The following is a 15,280-nucleotide window of genomic DNA, read 5'->3' as shown; positions in this document are numbered from 1 at the left end:
AAGAGATCACCGCTGCCGCGAAAGCTTGGGCCCACACTAGCCGTAGCTTCGGTCCGGATACAATGGCGGCGCCAGCCACAAGCCGTCGCGCGGGGAGAAGTCCTGGTCTCGAGCGGACGGCGCGAAGCAGGAGCGATCGGAGATGCTGGGTGGGGGCGGCGGGAAGCGCGGACACGTCGAAGCATGCACCGCGTGAGGATTAGCGCTTGCCGTTGACGGGTCCATAACGAAAAAAGCCCCGGCGATGCCGGGGCTTTGACGTCTGAACTTGCGTTCGGATCAGTACTTCGCGACGACCGGACCGGTCCAGTTGAAGCGGTAGACCAGCGAGGTCGAGATCGTCTGGTTCCAGCTGTTGGCGCGGATGTCGCGGCCGACCAGCGCGTTGGTACCGTCGAAGAGCTCGTTCGAGGTCTTGGCGTTGTAGAAGGCCGAACGATACTCGGTCTTCATGAACCAGCCGGGCGAAGAGACGCCGAAGATGTTCAGGCTGTTCTCGACACCGCCGCCGACGAACCAGCCGTTGCGGTTGTAGCTGTTGAGGTGGATGCCGGCCGGGGTGCCGCCCAGCGTGGTGAAGTTGGTCTGGCCGAAGTGGGCGCCCGAGTAACCGCCGTTGACGTAGGAGAGAACGTTCGGGGCGACCAGCCAGCCGAGGCGCACGCCCGCGGCCCAGGAGGTTTCCAGCTTCTGGTTGCCGGTGATGCCGACGATCGGATCCTGGATGGTGGCGCGGATGCTGCCGAACTGGCCGTCAGCGAACACACCGGCGACCCAGGTGCCGCTGAACTGCCAGTCGTAACCGGCGCCGACGGTGCCGAACCAACCGGAGCCGCCCTGACGCTGATCGATCGTCAGCGGAACCGCACCAACGGTGGTCTGGACGTGCTGGTCGGCATTGGAGAGGCCGCCGCCGCCGCCGCCGAAGACGTAGAAACCGGTCCAGTTGGCGACGGGCGCCGGCATCGGGGCCTTCACGTAGGGACGGGCACCGAGATCGGCCGCCGAGGCCGAACCGGTCATCGCGGCAACCGCGGTCAGAGCGAGCAAAACCTTCTTCATGATAAAAATCCCCAACCTTGGTCTGTGTAGCAGCGCGAGCGCACTGAAGTTCGTGTCATCTGATGTCCGGACTATAGACGTTTCCCGCCGGAATGCTGTTGCCGGGCAGGCACAGTCGCCGGAAAACGCCGATACGCGGGCATTTCGGTCGCGGTTGTCGAGATCTGGAATAACCACATAAATTCAAAGCGTTATTGAGATTTTTGGAATTCAACCTCGGGTAAGGTTTCGTTAGCAAATCCCGCCTTGTCCGAAATGGAGGCAGTCGTGCCTCCGCCTGAGCGCCGTGAGTCGTTGGCCGAGTCGCAACGACGATGCCGGGAATCGCTCAAAGCCGTAGGGACCGCAGCGACGTCATCGCCCCGCAAAGCAAAAGAGCCCCGGCTTGTCGCCGGGGCTCTCGATGAAGCGCCACAGCGCCGAGGACTCAAACGTCCAGCAGCTCTTCGCTGGCAAATTCCGCCTTGTCCGAGATGAACGCGAAGCGCGCCTCGGCCTTGGTGCCCATCAGTCGTTCCACCGAATCCGCCGTGGTGTCGCGATCGTCGGCGAGCAGCACCACCTTGAGCAGCGTGCGCTTGCTCGGATCCATGGTGGTCTCCTTGAGCTGCGCCGGCATCATCTCGCCGAGGCCTTTGAACCGGTTCACCTCGACCTTGGCGTTGGCGTTGAACGCGCTCTTGATCAGCTCTTCCTTGTGCTTGTCGTCACGCGCGTAGACTGACTTGGTGCCGTGCGTGAGCTTGTAGAGCGGCGGCACCGCGAGGAAGAGGTGCCCTTCGTCGATCAGCCGCGGCATCTGCCGATAGAAAAAGGTGATCAGCAGCGAGGCGATGTGCGCGCCGTCGACGTCGGCGTCGGTCATGATGATGATGCGCTGATAGCGCAGATCCTCTTCGCGGTATTGCAGGAGCTGGCCGCAACCGATCGCCTGCACGAGGTCGGAGAGCTGGGCGTTGGCCGTCAGCTTGTCCTTGCCGGCGGAGGCGACGTTGAGGATCTTGCCGCGCAGCGGCAGCACGGCCTGGGTCTTGCGGTCGCGCGCCTGCTTGGCGCTGCCGCCGGCCGAGTCGCCTTCGACGATGAAGAGTTCGGAGCCTTCGGTGCCGGCGTCGGTGCAGTCGGCGAGCTTGCCGGGCAGGCGCAGCTTCTTGCCGGCGGTTTTCCGCGCGGTCTCTTTCTCCTGCCGCCGCCGCAGCCGCTCTTCGGCGCGGTCGATCACGAAATCGAGCAGCCTGTTGGCCATGTTCGGATTGCCCGAGAGCCAGTGATCGAACGGATCCTTCATCGCCTGCTCGACGATGCGCTGCGCTTCCGCGGTGGCGAGACGATCCTTGGTCTGGCCCTGGAATTCAGGCTCGCGCACGAACACCGAGAGCATCACGGCGGCACCGACCATCACGTCTTCCGACGTTATTGACGAGGCGCGCTTGCCCTGGCCGACGCGCTCGGCGTGATCCTTCAGGCCGCGCAGCAGCGCGCTGCGCAGGCCGGATTCGTGCGTGCCGCCATCGGGTGTCGGGACGGTGTTGGTATAGGAAGAGAGGAAGCCGTCGGCATCTGCGGTCCAGGCCACCGCCCATTCGCAGGCGCCATGCGCGCCATTGCGGCCGGATTTGCCGGAGAAGATATCCGGGTGGACCAGCGTGTCGGCGTGAATTGCTGCCGCCAGATAATCCTTGAGGCCGCCGGGGAAGTGGAACGTCGCCTCCGCCGGGACGTCCTCGACGCCCTTGAGTAGCTCGGGCGCGCAATTCCAGCGGATCTCGACGCCGCCGAACAGATACGCCTTCGAGCGCGTCATCTTGAACAGGCGCTGCGGCTTGAACGCAGCCTTGGCGCCGAAGATGTCGGTATCGGGCTTGAAGCGGACGCGCGTGCCGCGGCGGTTGTTGATCTTGCCGAGATCCTCGAGCTTGCCCTTGGGGTGTCCGCGCTCGAACGTCATGCGGTAGAGTTTCTGGCTGCGCGCGACCTCGACCTCGAGCAGCGAGGAGAGGGCGTTCACCACGGAAATGCCGACGCCGTGCAAGCCGCCGGAGGTCTCGTAGACCTTGGAGTCGAATTTGCCGCCCGAATGCAGCGTGCACATGATGACTTCGAGCGCCGACTTTTTCGGGAATTTTGGATGCGGATCGATCGGGATGCCGCGGCCGTTGTCGGTGACGGTGAGGAAACCATCCGCGGAGAGCTCGACGCCGATGAAGGTCGCATGTCCCGCCAGCGCCTCGTCCATCGAGTTGTCGATGACCTCGGCGAACAGATGATGCAGCGCCTTCTCGTCGGTGCCGCCGATATACATGCCGGGCCGGCGCCGCACCGGTTCCAGGCCTTCGAGCACCTCGATGTCGGCTGCGGTGTAGTCGGCTTCCCCGCCGGTTCCGCGCGAAGCCGCCTTGGCAGGCGCCCGGGGTTTCGGCTCGTCGCCGCCGAAAAAATCGTCTTTTGCTTTGGGTTTCAACTGCTTGGACATATATCTTGATACGCTTTGAGGGCCGCATAAGCGGCGAATCGGTTAGGCCGACTATGCCACTTCTGACTTGGAAAGGTTACCGCGGGGCGGGCCCGGCGGTGTCGTTGGGAGCCAATCCCGGCGATTTTACGCCGCAGCCCCTGCAATTCCCGGCAATTTGACCGGCCGGTCCGCGGTGAGGCGAGTTTTGTGACTTGATGTCACACAAGCCCTTGGCTTACCAGTCTTTTTCATCGAGCAGCACCTTAGAGACGGGGCGGAAGGCTATTTTTGATGGAGCAGTATGCGCACGCCCTGGCCGAATTCGTGCGCGCTCATCAGGCCTGGGCGGCCCCGATCGTGTTCGTGCTCGCCTTCGGAGAGTCGCTCGCTTTCATTTCGCTCTTGGTCCCGGCCTGGGGCGCGCTGGTCGCGATCGGTGCGCTGATCGGGGCGAGCGGGATCAGCTTCTATCCGGTCTGGATCGCCGGCGGTCTCGGCGCCGCGCTCGGCGACTGGGTTTCGTACTGGTTCGGCTACCGCTACAAGGAGAAGGTCGCCCAGATGTGGCCGCTCTCTCGCTATCCGGAACTCCTGCCCAGGGGCGAGGCTTTCGTGCGCAGCTGGGGCATCCCCAGCATCTTCATCGGCCGCTTCTTCGGACCCTTGCGCGCCTCGGTGCCGCTCGCGGCCGGCATCTTCGAGATGCCCTATTGGAGCTTCCAGGCCGCCAATTTCGTCTCGGCCCTGATCTGGTCGGCCGTGCTCCTGATGTTCGGCGACGTGCTCGCCAAGATCATGGAATGGATCTGGCGGGTGATCTGACGCCGAAACCTTGACGGAAACCCGATCTGGCCTTATAGCCGCGCGCCATGATCAACGCTGCGACCATCCTGTTCGCCCGTCGCCGCCGCTCTTTAGCGGTTTGGGCGGTCGATCGCGTTTGAGATCATCGTCTTTGCCGCTGGATCCGATCCGCGGCACTCTCTCTCCTGTCAGCGCGATCTGATCCGGCGGCCCCCAAGGAGGCCCAGCAGGAGACCACGATGTACACGCCACCCTTTTTCAAGCAGGACCGCGCCGCAAGCCTGAAGTTCGCCGATAAGCGCGGCTTCGGCACCATGTGCGCCTTTGACGGCAAGAAACCGATCGCTTCCCCGCTGCCGTTCTATTTGACCTATGCCGCCGACGGCACGCCGCAGGCCGCCTTTCATGTCGCCCGTCACAATCCGCTGCTAAAGCTTGCGGACGGCGCAGCGTCCTGGCTGCTCGCGGTCAATGGCCCCGATGCCTATGTATCGCCGGACTGGTACGTCTCGCCGGACCAGGTGCCGACCTGGCTCTACCAGTCGGTGCATCTGAGCGGGCCGGTGCGGATGTTGTCTGACGACGAGCTGGCGGTGCAGATCGCCACGCTCAGCGACAAGTTCGAGAACTGGCTGCTGCCGAAGAAGCCGTGGACATCGGACAAGATGACGGCCGGACGGCTCGAGACGATGAAGAAGGCGATCGTGGGTCTGGTGATGACGGTTGAGGAGGTCGAAGGCAGCTTCAAGCTCAACCAGCACAAATCGGACGCCGACTATGCGGCGATCGCCAATGCGCTCAGCGCCGGCGATGCCGACGCCAAGCAGATCTCAGATTTGATGCGGCAGGCAAGGCCGCAGGTTTTTGCAGACGACACGAACATGCTCGAAGGGAGCGCATCATGAGCCTCGCTGACACCACCAAAGCTCCGACCACCAGCGCGGCGAAGAAGCCCGCGACCGTCTTCGTCGACGGCGGCTCCGGCACCACCGGGCTCGGCATCAACGAGCGGCTGAAGCTCCAGAACGACGTCGTCGTGAAGACGATCGCCGACGACAAGCGCAAGGACCCCGCGGCCAAGAAGGCGCTGATGGAGGAGGTGGATCTCGTCATCCTCTGCCTGCCCGACGATGCCGCCAAGGAGACGGTGGCGCTGGTCGACAGCATGGGCGCTGCGGGCCCGAAGGTCCTGGACGCCTCGACCGCGTACCGGGTCGCGCCCGACTGGGCTTACGGTTTTCCCGAGCTGACGGCGGATCAGGCCGGCAAGATCAAGGCCGCTAAGAAGGTCTCCAATCCCGGATGCTATCCGACTGGCGCGATCGCGCTGCTGCGGCCGATCGTCGATGCCGGCCTGTTGCCTAAGGATTACCCCGTCGCGGTCAACGCGGTGAGCGGCTATTCCGGCGGCGGCAAGTCGATGATCGCGAGCTTCGAGGACGGCAGCGCACCGTCCTTCGAGCTCTACGGCCTCGGCTTCGAGCACAAGCATCTGCCGGAGATGCAGCTCTATTCGAACCTGACGCGGCGGCCGATCTTCATTCCCTCGGTCGGCAACTATCGGCAGGGCATGCTGGTCTCGGTGCCGCTGCAACTCGACACGCTGCCCGGCAAGCCGGATGGTGCGGCGGTCCAGGCCGCGCTCGCCAAGCGCTACGCCGGCTCGAAATACGTTTCGGTGATGCCGCTGCAGAACGAGGCGTCAAAGGGCGGCCGGATCGAGCCGGAGGCGCTCAACGAGACCAACATGCTCGAGCTCTATGTCTTCGCCAGCGACAAATATCACCAGGCGGTGCTGGTCGCCCGGCTCGACAATCTCGGCAAGGGCGCCTCGGGCGCTGCCGTGCAGAACATGCGGCTGATGCTGGGATTGCCGGAGGAGTAAGAAAGCTTGCTCAGTCATTCCGGGTTCGGTGCTACGCACCGCCCCGGAATGACGTTACCAAGGTAGCGTTCGCTCAAACCACCTTGAAGATCGCCAGCGCCAGCACGGCCTGGGCGAGGAAGCCGACGGTGAAGGCCAGCGTGCGGAACACCGGGATGCCGATCGCGTAGACGATGAGATGCGCGACGCGGGACCAGAAATAGACGGCGCAGGCGAGCACGGTCCATTTTGTCGAATAGTCGATCGCGTTGAGGATCAGCACCAGCGGCGCAAAGAGCACGAGGTTCTCGACCGCATTGTCGTGCGCGAACATCAGGCGGTTCGCCCATTCCGCCTGCGGCTTGTCGCCGCGCGAGGGATTGGCCAGCGCGCCACTGAGACCGCGGACCTGGCACCGGTTGATGGTGTAGGGAATCCAGAGGATGCCGGTCAGGATCACCGTCAGTGTCAGCCAGAACAATTCGCGCGTCATAGTCCGGTCCCCTCTGTCGTCGCTGCTGCCTTGAGAGCGAGTCTATACAAGAGCGCGGCAGAGTCCGCTATGCGCGAACCCTGACATAGCTGCCGGGCGCGTCCTCGATTGGGGGCAGGGCGTCGCTGCCGACGCTGCGCGCCGGGACCTGCTCCGGATCGAGCTCGCCCAGCCATTGGCGCCAGTCCGGCCACCACGAGCCCTTGTGCTCCACGGCGTCCTTCATCCATTGCGCGACGTTGACGTCCTTGATGTTGTCGTTGGTCCAGTACTGGTACTTGTTCGAGGCGGGCGGATTGACGACGCCGGCGATGTGACCCGAGCCGGACAGCACGTATTTCACCGGACCGCCGAAGAATTGCGAGCCGTACAGCACCGATTCAGCGGGCGCGATGTGGTCCTCGCGGGTAGCGAGGTTGTAGACGGGAACCTTGACCTTGGAGAGATCGAGCAGCGTGTTGTCGAGCACCAACGTGCCGGTGGAGAGCCGGTTCTCCAGATAGCAATTGCGCAGGTAATAGGAATGGTTCGACGCGGTCATGCGCGTCGCGTCCGAATTCCAGTGCAAGAGGTCGAACGCGCTCGGCTGCTGCCCCTTCAGATAGTTGCTGACGACGTAGGACCAGATCAAATCGTTGGAGCGCAGCATGTTGAAGGCCATCGCCATCTTCGAGCCTTCGAGCACGCCGGCCGCCTTCATGTCCTGCTCGAGCGCCGTGATCTGCTCCTCGTCGACGAACACCAGGAGATCGCCGGCATGGGTGAAGTCGACCTGGGCCGCGAAGAACGTCGCCGAGCTCACGCGCTGGCGGCGCTTTTCGGCGAGCCAGGCCAGCGTGGTCGCGAGCATGGTGCCGCCAACGCAATAGCCGGCGGTGTGCACCTTCATCTCGCCCGTGACCCTCTCGATCACGTCCATCGCCGTGAGCGGACCTTCCTTCATGTAGTCTTCCCAGCTCTTGTTGCCGAGCCGCTTGTCGGGATTGACCCATGAGATCACGAACACGGTGATGCCCTGGTCGACGCACCACTTGATGTAGGATTTCTCCGGCTTGAGATCGAGGATGTAGAACTTGTTGATCCAGGGCGGCACGATCAGGAGCGGGGTGCGCAGCACCGTCTCCGTGGTCGGCGAATACTGGATCAGCTGCATCATCTCGTTCTGGTAGATCACCTTGCCCGGCGTCGTCGCCATGTTGACGCCGACGACGAGGTTGTCCGGATTGGACTGGCGGATCTTCAGCATGCCCTTGCCGGCCGCGATGTCCTCGGCCAGCATCTTCAGGCCGCGGGCGAGGTTCTCGCCGCTGCTGGTCACGGTCTCGCGCAGCACCTCGGGGTTGGTCAGCACGAAGTTGGACGGCGAGAGCGCGTTGGTGACCTGCTGGACGTAGAACTCCGCCTTGCGGCGGGTCTGGGGATCGAGCCCCTCGGCATCACGCACCAGCTCTTGAGCCCATTTGGTCGTGAGCAGATAGAGCTGCATCACGAAATCGAAGAACTGGTTCGACTTCCATTCAGGGTCGGCAAAACGCTTGTCGCGCGGCGAGGGCGCGATCGCGGGCGGCGCGTCCTGGCCGGCCATGCGGCGCACCGCCGAGCCCCAGAGGTCGAGATAGTCCTTGGCGAGCTTGGTCTGCAGATCGGAAGAGCGGGACGTATCCGAGAGCCAGTATTCGGCAACCGAGGTGAAGGTCTTGACGACCTCGGTGAGCTCGGCCGGCGGGCGATCCTGCACCTCGCCGCTCTCGCGCGGCTTGAGGTAAGCGGCCAGCGCCTTGCCGCCGCTCTCCATCGCCCGCGCGACATTCATCGCGAAGGCTTCCGCATCGAACTTCGTCTCGGGTTTGGGCGTATCGGTCGTGGCCATACTCATGAGCAGAACAGTAACGATTCATTCCGTATTCGTCACCGCGAAGCTCGCATGTTTGACGTTAAACACTCTCGAAGATGTGTTGCACTGCGACAAATCTTCTTGGTTCCGTCACATTCGGGCCGCACCGCTCCGCTTGGTGGGCAATGGCTGTTTTCTGGCTCGCACCATTTGGGCAGCAATGGTTTGAGCTTGGGCGCGGTCTTGGGTAAGGTTGCCCGGGGCCGTGCTTTGGGACGAGTAGGGGATTTCCCAAGTGTTGGCGTTGTGGGACCTGCAAAAGACGCTGCCGATCCGCGGCGCGCTGCTGATCGCGGCGCTTGCCGTCGGCGGCTGCTCGAGCCAGCTCGCGGATATGACGCCCACGGACGCGCAGGCGCATCCCAGGGAGCCCGGCACCTATCTGCCGGTGCACGACCTGCCGCCGGATCGCGATCAAGCGGTCATCCCGCCGGAGCAACGTGCCAAGATCGAGGCTGAGCTCGCCGCCGCGCGCGATCGCCAGGCCGTCGCCGGCAAGGATGCGAAATGAGCCGCTCCAAGGTAATCGCTGGCGCCCCCGCCTTGCCGTGCTAAAAGACCACGGTTCAGCCGAGAGTCAGGGCGAACGACTTCAGTCTTCGTCGTCGATGATTGCTCTAAGCATTTGATTTTGAGTAATTTTCACGACGGAAATGGACGCGTTTCCGAAGCGCCGTCCTGGCCTGTCGATTCTGTCCTGACCGGTTGCCCCGGAGCCCAGAGAGCCATGGAAGAATTTTACCGCATCCGCCGCCTTCCGCCTTATGTGTTCGAGCAGGTCAATCGGGCCAAGGCGGCCGCGCGGAATGCCGGCGCCGATATCATCGACCTCGGCATGGGCAATCCGGATCTGCCGGCCCCCTCGCATGTGCTGGAAAAGCTGAAGGAGACGCTGGGCAAGCCGCGCACCGATCGCTACTCGGCGTCTCGCGGCATCCCCGGACTGCGCCGGGCCCAGGCCGGCTACTACGCCCGCCGCTTCGGCGTGAAGCTCAACCCCGACACCCAGATCGTCGCGACGCTCGGCTCGAAGGAAGGCTTTGCCAACGTGGCGCAGGCGATCACCGCGCCCGGCGACGTCATCCTCTGTCCGAACCCGAGCTACCCGATTCACGCCTTCGGCTTTTTGATGGCAGGCGGCGTAATCCGCTCGGTGCCGTCGGAGCCGACGCCGCAGTTCTTCGAGGCGGTGGAGCGGGCGATCGTGCATTCGATCCCCAAGCCGCTGGCGCTCGTCGTCTGCTATCCCTCGAACCCGACCGCCTATGTGGCGAGCCTCGACTTCTACAAGGACCTCGTCGCGTTCGCGAAGAAGCACGAGATCCTGATCCTGTCCGATCTCGCTTATGCCGAGGTCTATTTCGACGAAAACAATCCGCCGCCCTCGGTGCTCCAGGTGCCGGGCGCGATGGACGTCACGGTCGAGTTCACCTCGATGTCGAAGACCTATTCGATGGCCGGCTGGCGCATGGGCTTTGCGGTCGGCAATGAGCGCGTGATCGCAGCGCTCGCCCGCGTCAAATCCTACCTCGATTACGGCGCCTTCACGCCGGTGCAGGTCGCGGCGACTGCCGCACTCAACGGCCCGGACGATTGCATCAAGGAGATGCGCGACACCTACCGCAAGCGCCGCGATGCGCTGGTGGAATCGTTCGGCCGCGCCGGCTGGGAGATCCCGCCGCCGGAGGCCTCGATGTTCGCCTGGGTGCCGCTGCCGGAAGCCTTCCGCAGCGTCGGCAGCATGCAATTCGCGACCCTGATGGTAGAGAAATCCGGCGTTGCGGTCTCGCCCGGCGTCGGCTTCGGCGAGCATGGTGAAGGATATGTCCGCATCGCCATGGTGGAAAACGAGCAACGGATCAGGCAGGCCGCGCGCGGCGTGCGACGCTTCCTTGAAAGCGGCATCGAAACGTTGCACAACGTCGTTCCGCTCGCCAATCGGCGTTAAGTTCTCTTCGGCAGGTTTTCTAAGTCATCATGGTTGCACCCCTGAAAGTGGGCATAGCGGGGCTCGGCACCGTGGGCGCCGAAGTTGTCCGTCTGATTGAATCGCAGGCCCGCGTGCTTACAGGCCGCAGCGGCCGCGGAATCCGCGTCGTTGCCGTCACCGCGCGCTCCAAGGCGAAGAAGCGCGGCATCGACCTGCGCGGCGTTGAATGGGTCAAGGATCCCATGGCGCTCGCCACGCATCCCGGCATCGATTGCTTCGTCGAGCTGATGGGCGGCGCCGGCGATCCCGCGCTGTCGGCGGTCGAGGCCGCGCTCAGCGCCGGCAAGTCAGTGGTCACCGCCAACAAGGCGCTGCTCGCGAAGCACGGTTTGAAACTGGCGAAAGCCGCTGAAAAGCACGGCGGCGCGCTGAATTACGAGGCAGCCGTCGGCGCCGCGATCCCCGTCATCAAGACGTTGCGCGAGGGACTTGCCGGAACCGGCATCAACCGCGTCTACGGCATCCTCAACGGCACCTGCAACTACATCCTGACCCGGATGGAGCAGGAGGGCCTGTCCTTCGCCGAATGCCTCGCGGATGCGCAGCGGCTCGGCTATGCCGAGGCCAACCCGTCCTTCGACGTCGACGGCCACGACACCGCGCAAAAACTCGCCATTCTCGCCAGCCTCGCTTTCGGCACGAAAGTTGCTCAAAGCGCGGTGTATGTCGAAGGCATCTCCTCCATCGCGCCGGAAGATCTGCGCGCGGCCGCCGATCTCGGCTACCGCGTCAAGCTGCTCGGCGTTGCGGTGCGCACCGCCAAGGGCATCGAGCAGCGCGTGCATCCGACCATGGTTCCGAAATCCTCCTCGATCGCGCAGGTGATGGGCGTCACCAATGCGGTCACGATCGACGGTGAAGGCATTCCGCCGATCACGCTGGTCGGCCCCGGCGCCGGCGGTGCCGCGACGGCATCCGCCGTCGTCGCCGATATCGCCGATGCCGCGCGCGGCATCCGCGCCAATCCGTTCGGCCGGCCGATTTCTCATTTGCGCGACACCAAGAAGGCACCGATGGAGCGGCACGAGGGCGGCTATTACATCCGCCTTCTGGCGCGCGATTTCCCCGGCACCGCGGCTGCGATCGCGACCCGGCTGGCAGAGCAGAAGATTTCGATCGAGTCGATCGTGCAGCGTCATCCCAATGGCGGCGCTGCGCCAGCCGACGGCAAGGCGGTCCCCGTGCCCGTCATCCTGATCACCTATGCGACGCATGAGGATGCGGTGCGCCGCGCGCTCGCCGCCGTGCAGAAGGACAAGGTGATCAGCGGACGGCCGCAGGTGATCCGGATCGAGAAGAACTAGAGCGTGACCCCCGGCCCAGAGGGCCGCGCCAGCGCAAAGCGTTGAAGCGGTTTTCCGGAAAGGTCATGCTGAAACAATGAGGCGGTTTGAGCGAGCGAACCGTGGGCGTTGAGAGTTGATGCGGGCAGAGACTTCTGTCCAAAACCGTTTCGAAGGAGTAAGCCGATGTCGACCCATATTTCAGTCCCCCCGCACGCATTGCTCGAGCGCATCCTCACGTTGGAGATCGTACGCGTGACCGAGCGGGCGGCGGTGTCGTCGGCGCGGCTGCGCGGGCACGGTAACGAGAAAGCGGCCGATCAGGCTGCGGTGGATGCGATGCGCCGCGAGCTCAACAAGCTCCCGATCGAGGGCACCATCGTGATCGGCGAGGGCGAGCGCGACGAGGCGCCGATGCTCTTCATCGGCGAGAAGGTCGGCCTGAACGCCGGCCCGCAGGTCGACATCGCGGTCGATCCGCTCGAAGGTACCACGCTGTGCGCCAAGAACATGCCGGGCTCGATCGCCACGATGGCGATGGCCGACGGCGGCACGCTGCTGCACGCGCCCGACGTCTACATGCAGAAGCTCGCGATCGGGCCGGGCTACAACAAGGGCGTCGTCGATCTCGATGCAACGCCGGCCGACAACGTCCGCCGTCTCGCCAAGGCCAAGGGTGTCCAGCCCGACGGCATCACGGTTCTCGTGCTCGATCGTCCGCGCCATGCCAGCATCATCGAGAGCGTACGCTCGACCGGCGCTGCCGTGCGCCTGATCACCGACGGCGACGTCGCCGGCGTGATCCATTGCGCCGACCCCGACAATACCGGCGTCGACATGTATCTCGGCACCGGCGGCGCGCCGGAAGGCGTGCTCGCGGCCGTGGCGCTGCGCTGCATCGGCGGCCAGATGCAGTGCCGTCTCATCCTCGATTCCGACGAGAAGCGCGAGCGCGCCGCCAAGATGGGCGTCAACGATCCCAAGATGATCTACGGCATCGAGGACATGGCGCGCGGCGACTGCCTGTTCGCCGCCACCGGCGTCACCACGGGTTCGCTGCTCTCGGGCGTCAAATTCCGCAAGGACGGCGTGATCGAGACCGAGACTGTGGTGATGCGCTCCGTCACCGGCACCGTGCGCTACATCAAGGCCGAGCATCGTGAGCTCGCGAAGTTCCATCTGGACTGAGTAGGGCATAACAACTGCCCGTCATTCCGGGGCGACGCAAAGCGTCGAGCCCGGAATCCATAACCACGATCGGGAGTATGGATTCCGGGCCTGCGCCTAACAGCGCATCCCGGAATGACAATAAGAATAATCGGGAAGCGCCATGTCCGAACTCTCCGCCGTCAAAGCCCTGGTGTTCGACGTGTTCGGCACCGTCGTGGATTGGCGCACCAGCCTGATCTCGGACTTCATGTGGTGGAGCAGGCAGCGCGGCATCAGCGCCGACTGGACCGCTCTGGTCGATGGCTGGCGCGGCATGTACATGGCCTCGATGGACGATGTGCGGCAACATCCCGAGCGCGGCTATGTCATGCTGGATGATCTGCACCGCCGCTCGCTGGAGAAGCTGGTCGCGCAGTTTTCGATCAAAGGCCTTACCGACGCCGATCTCGATTATCTCACCAAGGGCTGGCATCGCCTCAATCCCTGGCCGGACAGCGTCGCGGGCCTGACGCGGCTGAAGTCGAAATTCGTGATCTCGCCGCTGTCGAACGGCAATGTCGCATTGCTCACCAACATGGCGAAGTTCGCCGGACTGCCGTGGGACCTCATCATGTCGGCCGAGCTGTTCGAGCACTACAAGCCCGATCCCGAGACCTATCTCGGCGCAGCAAAGCTGCTTTGCCTCAAGCCGGAGGAGGTGATGATGGTCGCCGCCCACAACGGCGATCTCGCGGCCGCCCAGAACAACGGGCTGAAGACCGCGTTCGTCGCACGGCCGACGGAGTACGGTCCGCTCCAGAAGGTCGATTTCGAAGCCACCGGCAATTGGGACATCGTCGCCAAGGACTTTGGCGGGATCGCCGACAGGCTCGGCTGCTGACAGCGCGCTGCTACCGCGACTCGGCGGGCGCTGCAGTCAGCACGGCCCTGCGCTCGTGAATGAGGTTCTCGAGGCGGTGGGCCGCCACGTTGAGGGTGGCAGCATCCAGCGGGTTGTCGTCGCCGTCCAATCTCGCGCGCTGGCTACGAAGCACATTGTCGATCTGGTCTTCGATCGCCAGCAGGTCGGTTTCGTTTTTGGCCTCGCGGATCTGTCGGCCGAGCGTGTACAGCGCGTCGAGTGCCGGTTCGCGCGGCTGGTGTTCGCCCGACCTGAGAAACCGCCACAGCGCCGCCGCGATCGATGCAAGCGCGCCCAGCGCCATCGGCGCCAGAAAAATCACGTTGCTCCACTTGTCGAGGAAGCCTAGCTGGCTGCCATTGTAGAACTCGGCGGCGCCGGCATGGACCGGGAGATATGCGCCGGCATCGGTATCCGGCGCCTTGAACTGGGCGAGGACCGGCCATTCCGACAGGATGTCCCTGCGCGCGGCAGTGATGGCCTGCGTGAAGCTGGCGACGACGTCGTTGTCGAGGCTCTTCTTGGCGACCACATAGAAGGCGACGCGCAAGCTTGTGACGTCGTCCGCGGGAACTGGCGGGGACCCGCGCAGCGCTCCCTTGGGGATGTCGAAGCTCTCATAGGCGCGCTCCTTCTCCGCAATCGCGCCTGCATTTTCGATCGGGATCAGAATCGGCGCGGTCTTGGCAGTCTGTGAGAACAGGCGGCGTAGCAACGACAGATACCGCTCGCTGAGCGGCATGACGAAAAGCACCGTGCGCACCTCTTTCGCGTCCAGCGCGCGGCGAACGTCGTCCATCGCGATGTTCTTGAAGACGACATTGGCGCGGCCAAGGTCGTATGCGCTGGTGAGGACGCGGACCACCTTCTGGTTCGTGTCGCCGGCGACAACCCCTACCGTCGTGCGTTTCAGGCCGGCGATATCCGAGATCGCCGATCCCGGCGGAGCCACCAGCAGGGCGACGGCTTCGGTGAGCACGACGATCGCTTGCGCTTGAGAGAGATCGCCGACATCGCCGCGCACGACGGCGAGGTCGGTCTTGCCCGACGAGAACGCCGCGGCGGATTCGATGGGCCCGCCGGTCTCGACCAGCTTGAGGCGCACTGGCGCGTTGTTGACGGCAAGCCTGCTCGCGAGCGCCGAGACGATCCTGGGAGCGTCGCCATCCAGGGATCCGACTGCGATCGACAGTGTCACGGGCCGGGCGTACCAGCGATAGGCAGCGAGGCTCGCGCCGGCGGCAAGCGCTGCGATCACGATCACCACCACGAAGCGCAGCCAGCCCGGCAGCCTGGCGGCATCAATCCCCATTTTCGAGAGATCGTCCATGACGCGGCTCGCCCGAGTTTCCGTAGGCCAGCAT

General features: G+C 64.2%; 13 protein-coding genes. 8 read left to right on the top strand and 5 right to left on the bottom strand.

Annotated elements, in window-relative coordinates:
- Positions 1-279: 279 nt before the first annotated feature.
- A complete protein-coding gene (locus GGD61_RS14180; RefSeq protein WP_018323049.1) occupies positions 280-1,062 on the bottom strand; it encodes an outer membrane protein in 783 nt (260 codons plus the stop codon).
- 427 nt (positions 1,063-1,489) lie between these two features.
- Entirely contained in the window at positions 1,490-3,535 is a 2,046-nt protein-coding gene (parE, locus tag GGD61_RS14175; RefSeq protein ID WP_018323050.1) for a DNA topoisomerase IV subunit B, read from the bottom strand.
- A 273-nt stretch (positions 3,536-3,808) separates the two neighbouring features.
- Between parE and GGD61_RS14170 the strand changes: the two genes are divergently transcribed.
- The 3 genes from GGD61_RS14170 to argC all read left to right on the top strand — a co-directional run bounded on the left by GGD61_RS14170 (position 3,809) and on the right by argC (position 6,206).
- The gene (locus GGD61_RS14170) at positions 3,809-4,339 is read left to right on the top strand and encodes a DedA family protein (RefSeq protein ID WP_018323051.1); all 531 of its coding nucleotides are present in this window, start codon (positions 3,809-3,811) and stop codon (positions 4,337-4,339) included.
- A gap of 221 nt (positions 4,340-4,560) precedes the next feature.
- Positions 4,561-5,226, top strand: coding sequence for an FMN-binding negative transcriptional regulator (locus GGD61_RS14165; protein ID WP_183230807.1), 666 nt, complete (start codon positions 4,561-4,563; stop codon positions 5,224-5,226).
- On the top strand, positions 5,223-6,206 hold the full coding sequence (argC, locus tag GGD61_RS14160) for an N-acetyl-gamma-glutamyl-phosphate reductase (protein ID WP_092258543.1): 984 nt from the start codon (positions 5,223-5,225) through the stop codon (positions 6,204-6,206). Before GGD61_RS14165 ends, argC begins: the two co-directional genes overlap by 4 nt.
- Before the next feature lie 73 nt (positions 6,207-6,279).
- Here argC and GGD61_RS14155 read toward each other — a convergent pair whose 3' ends face one another.
- Together GGD61_RS14155 and GGD61_RS14150 are read right to left on the bottom strand one after the other, a co-directional pair.
- Positions 6,280-6,678, bottom strand: coding sequence for an MAPEG family protein (locus GGD61_RS14155; RefSeq protein ID WP_092258540.1), 399 nt, complete (start codon positions 6,676-6,678; stop codon positions 6,280-6,282).
- A 67-nt stretch (positions 6,679-6,745) separates the two neighbouring features.
- Positions 6,746-8,554: an alpha/beta hydrolase gene (locus tag GGD61_RS14150; protein ID WP_177237196.1), complete on the bottom strand. Its 1,809-nt coding sequence runs from the start codon at positions 8,552-8,554 to the stop codon at positions 6,746-6,748.
- A gap of 253 nt (positions 8,555-8,807) precedes the next feature.
- On the opposite strand from GGD61_RS14150, the gene GGD61_RS14145 reads away from it, so the two are divergent.
- The 5 genes from GGD61_RS14145 to GGD61_RS14125 all read left to right on the top strand — a co-directional run bounded on the left by GGD61_RS14145 (position 8,808) and on the right by GGD61_RS14125 (position 13,895).
- Positions 8,808-9,083: a hypothetical protein gene (locus GGD61_RS14145; protein WP_049815128.1), complete on the top strand. Its 276-nt coding sequence runs from the start codon at positions 8,808-8,810 to the stop codon at positions 9,081-9,083.
- A 216-nt stretch (positions 9,084-9,299) separates the two neighbouring features.
- Positions 9,300-10,520, top strand: coding sequence for an LL-diaminopimelate aminotransferase (locus tag GGD61_RS14140; RefSeq protein WP_018323057.1), 1,221 nt, complete (start codon positions 9,300-9,302; stop codon positions 10,518-10,520).
- Between the two features lie 29 nt (positions 10,521-10,549).
- Positions 10,550-11,866: a homoserine dehydrogenase gene (locus GGD61_RS14135; protein ID WP_092258534.1), complete on the top strand. Its 1,317-nt coding sequence runs from the start codon at positions 10,550-10,552 to the stop codon at positions 11,864-11,866.
- Between the two features lie 165 nt (positions 11,867-12,031).
- On the top strand, positions 12,032-13,033 hold the full coding sequence (gene glpX / locus GGD61_RS14130) for a class II fructose-bisphosphatase (RefSeq protein WP_018323059.1): 1,002 nt from the start codon (positions 12,032-12,034) through the stop codon (positions 13,031-13,033).
- 142 nt (positions 13,034-13,175) lie between these two features.
- On the top strand, positions 13,176-13,895 hold the full coding sequence (locus GGD61_RS14125; RefSeq protein ID WP_092258530.1) for a haloacid dehalogenase type II: 720 nt from the start codon (positions 13,176-13,178) through the stop codon (positions 13,893-13,895).
- Positions 13,896-13,905: 10 nt separating this feature from the next.
- On the opposite strand, the gene GGD61_RS14120 is transcribed toward GGD61_RS14125, so the two are convergent.
- Entirely contained in the window at positions 13,906-15,246 is a 1,341-nt protein-coding gene (locus GGD61_RS14120; RefSeq protein ID WP_177237195.1) for a TAXI family TRAP transporter solute-binding subunit, read from the bottom strand.
- Between the last annotated feature and the right edge of the window lie 34 nt (positions 15,247-15,280).

The sequence above is a fragment of the Bradyrhizobium sp. SBR1B genome, assembly GCF_014198205.1.
GTDB lineage: Bacteria > Pseudomonadota > Alphaproteobacteria > Rhizobiales > Xanthobacteraceae > Bradyrhizobium.
Note: the sequence above shows the minus strand (reverse complement) of the source record. Positions and strands in the feature narration are given on the sequence as shown.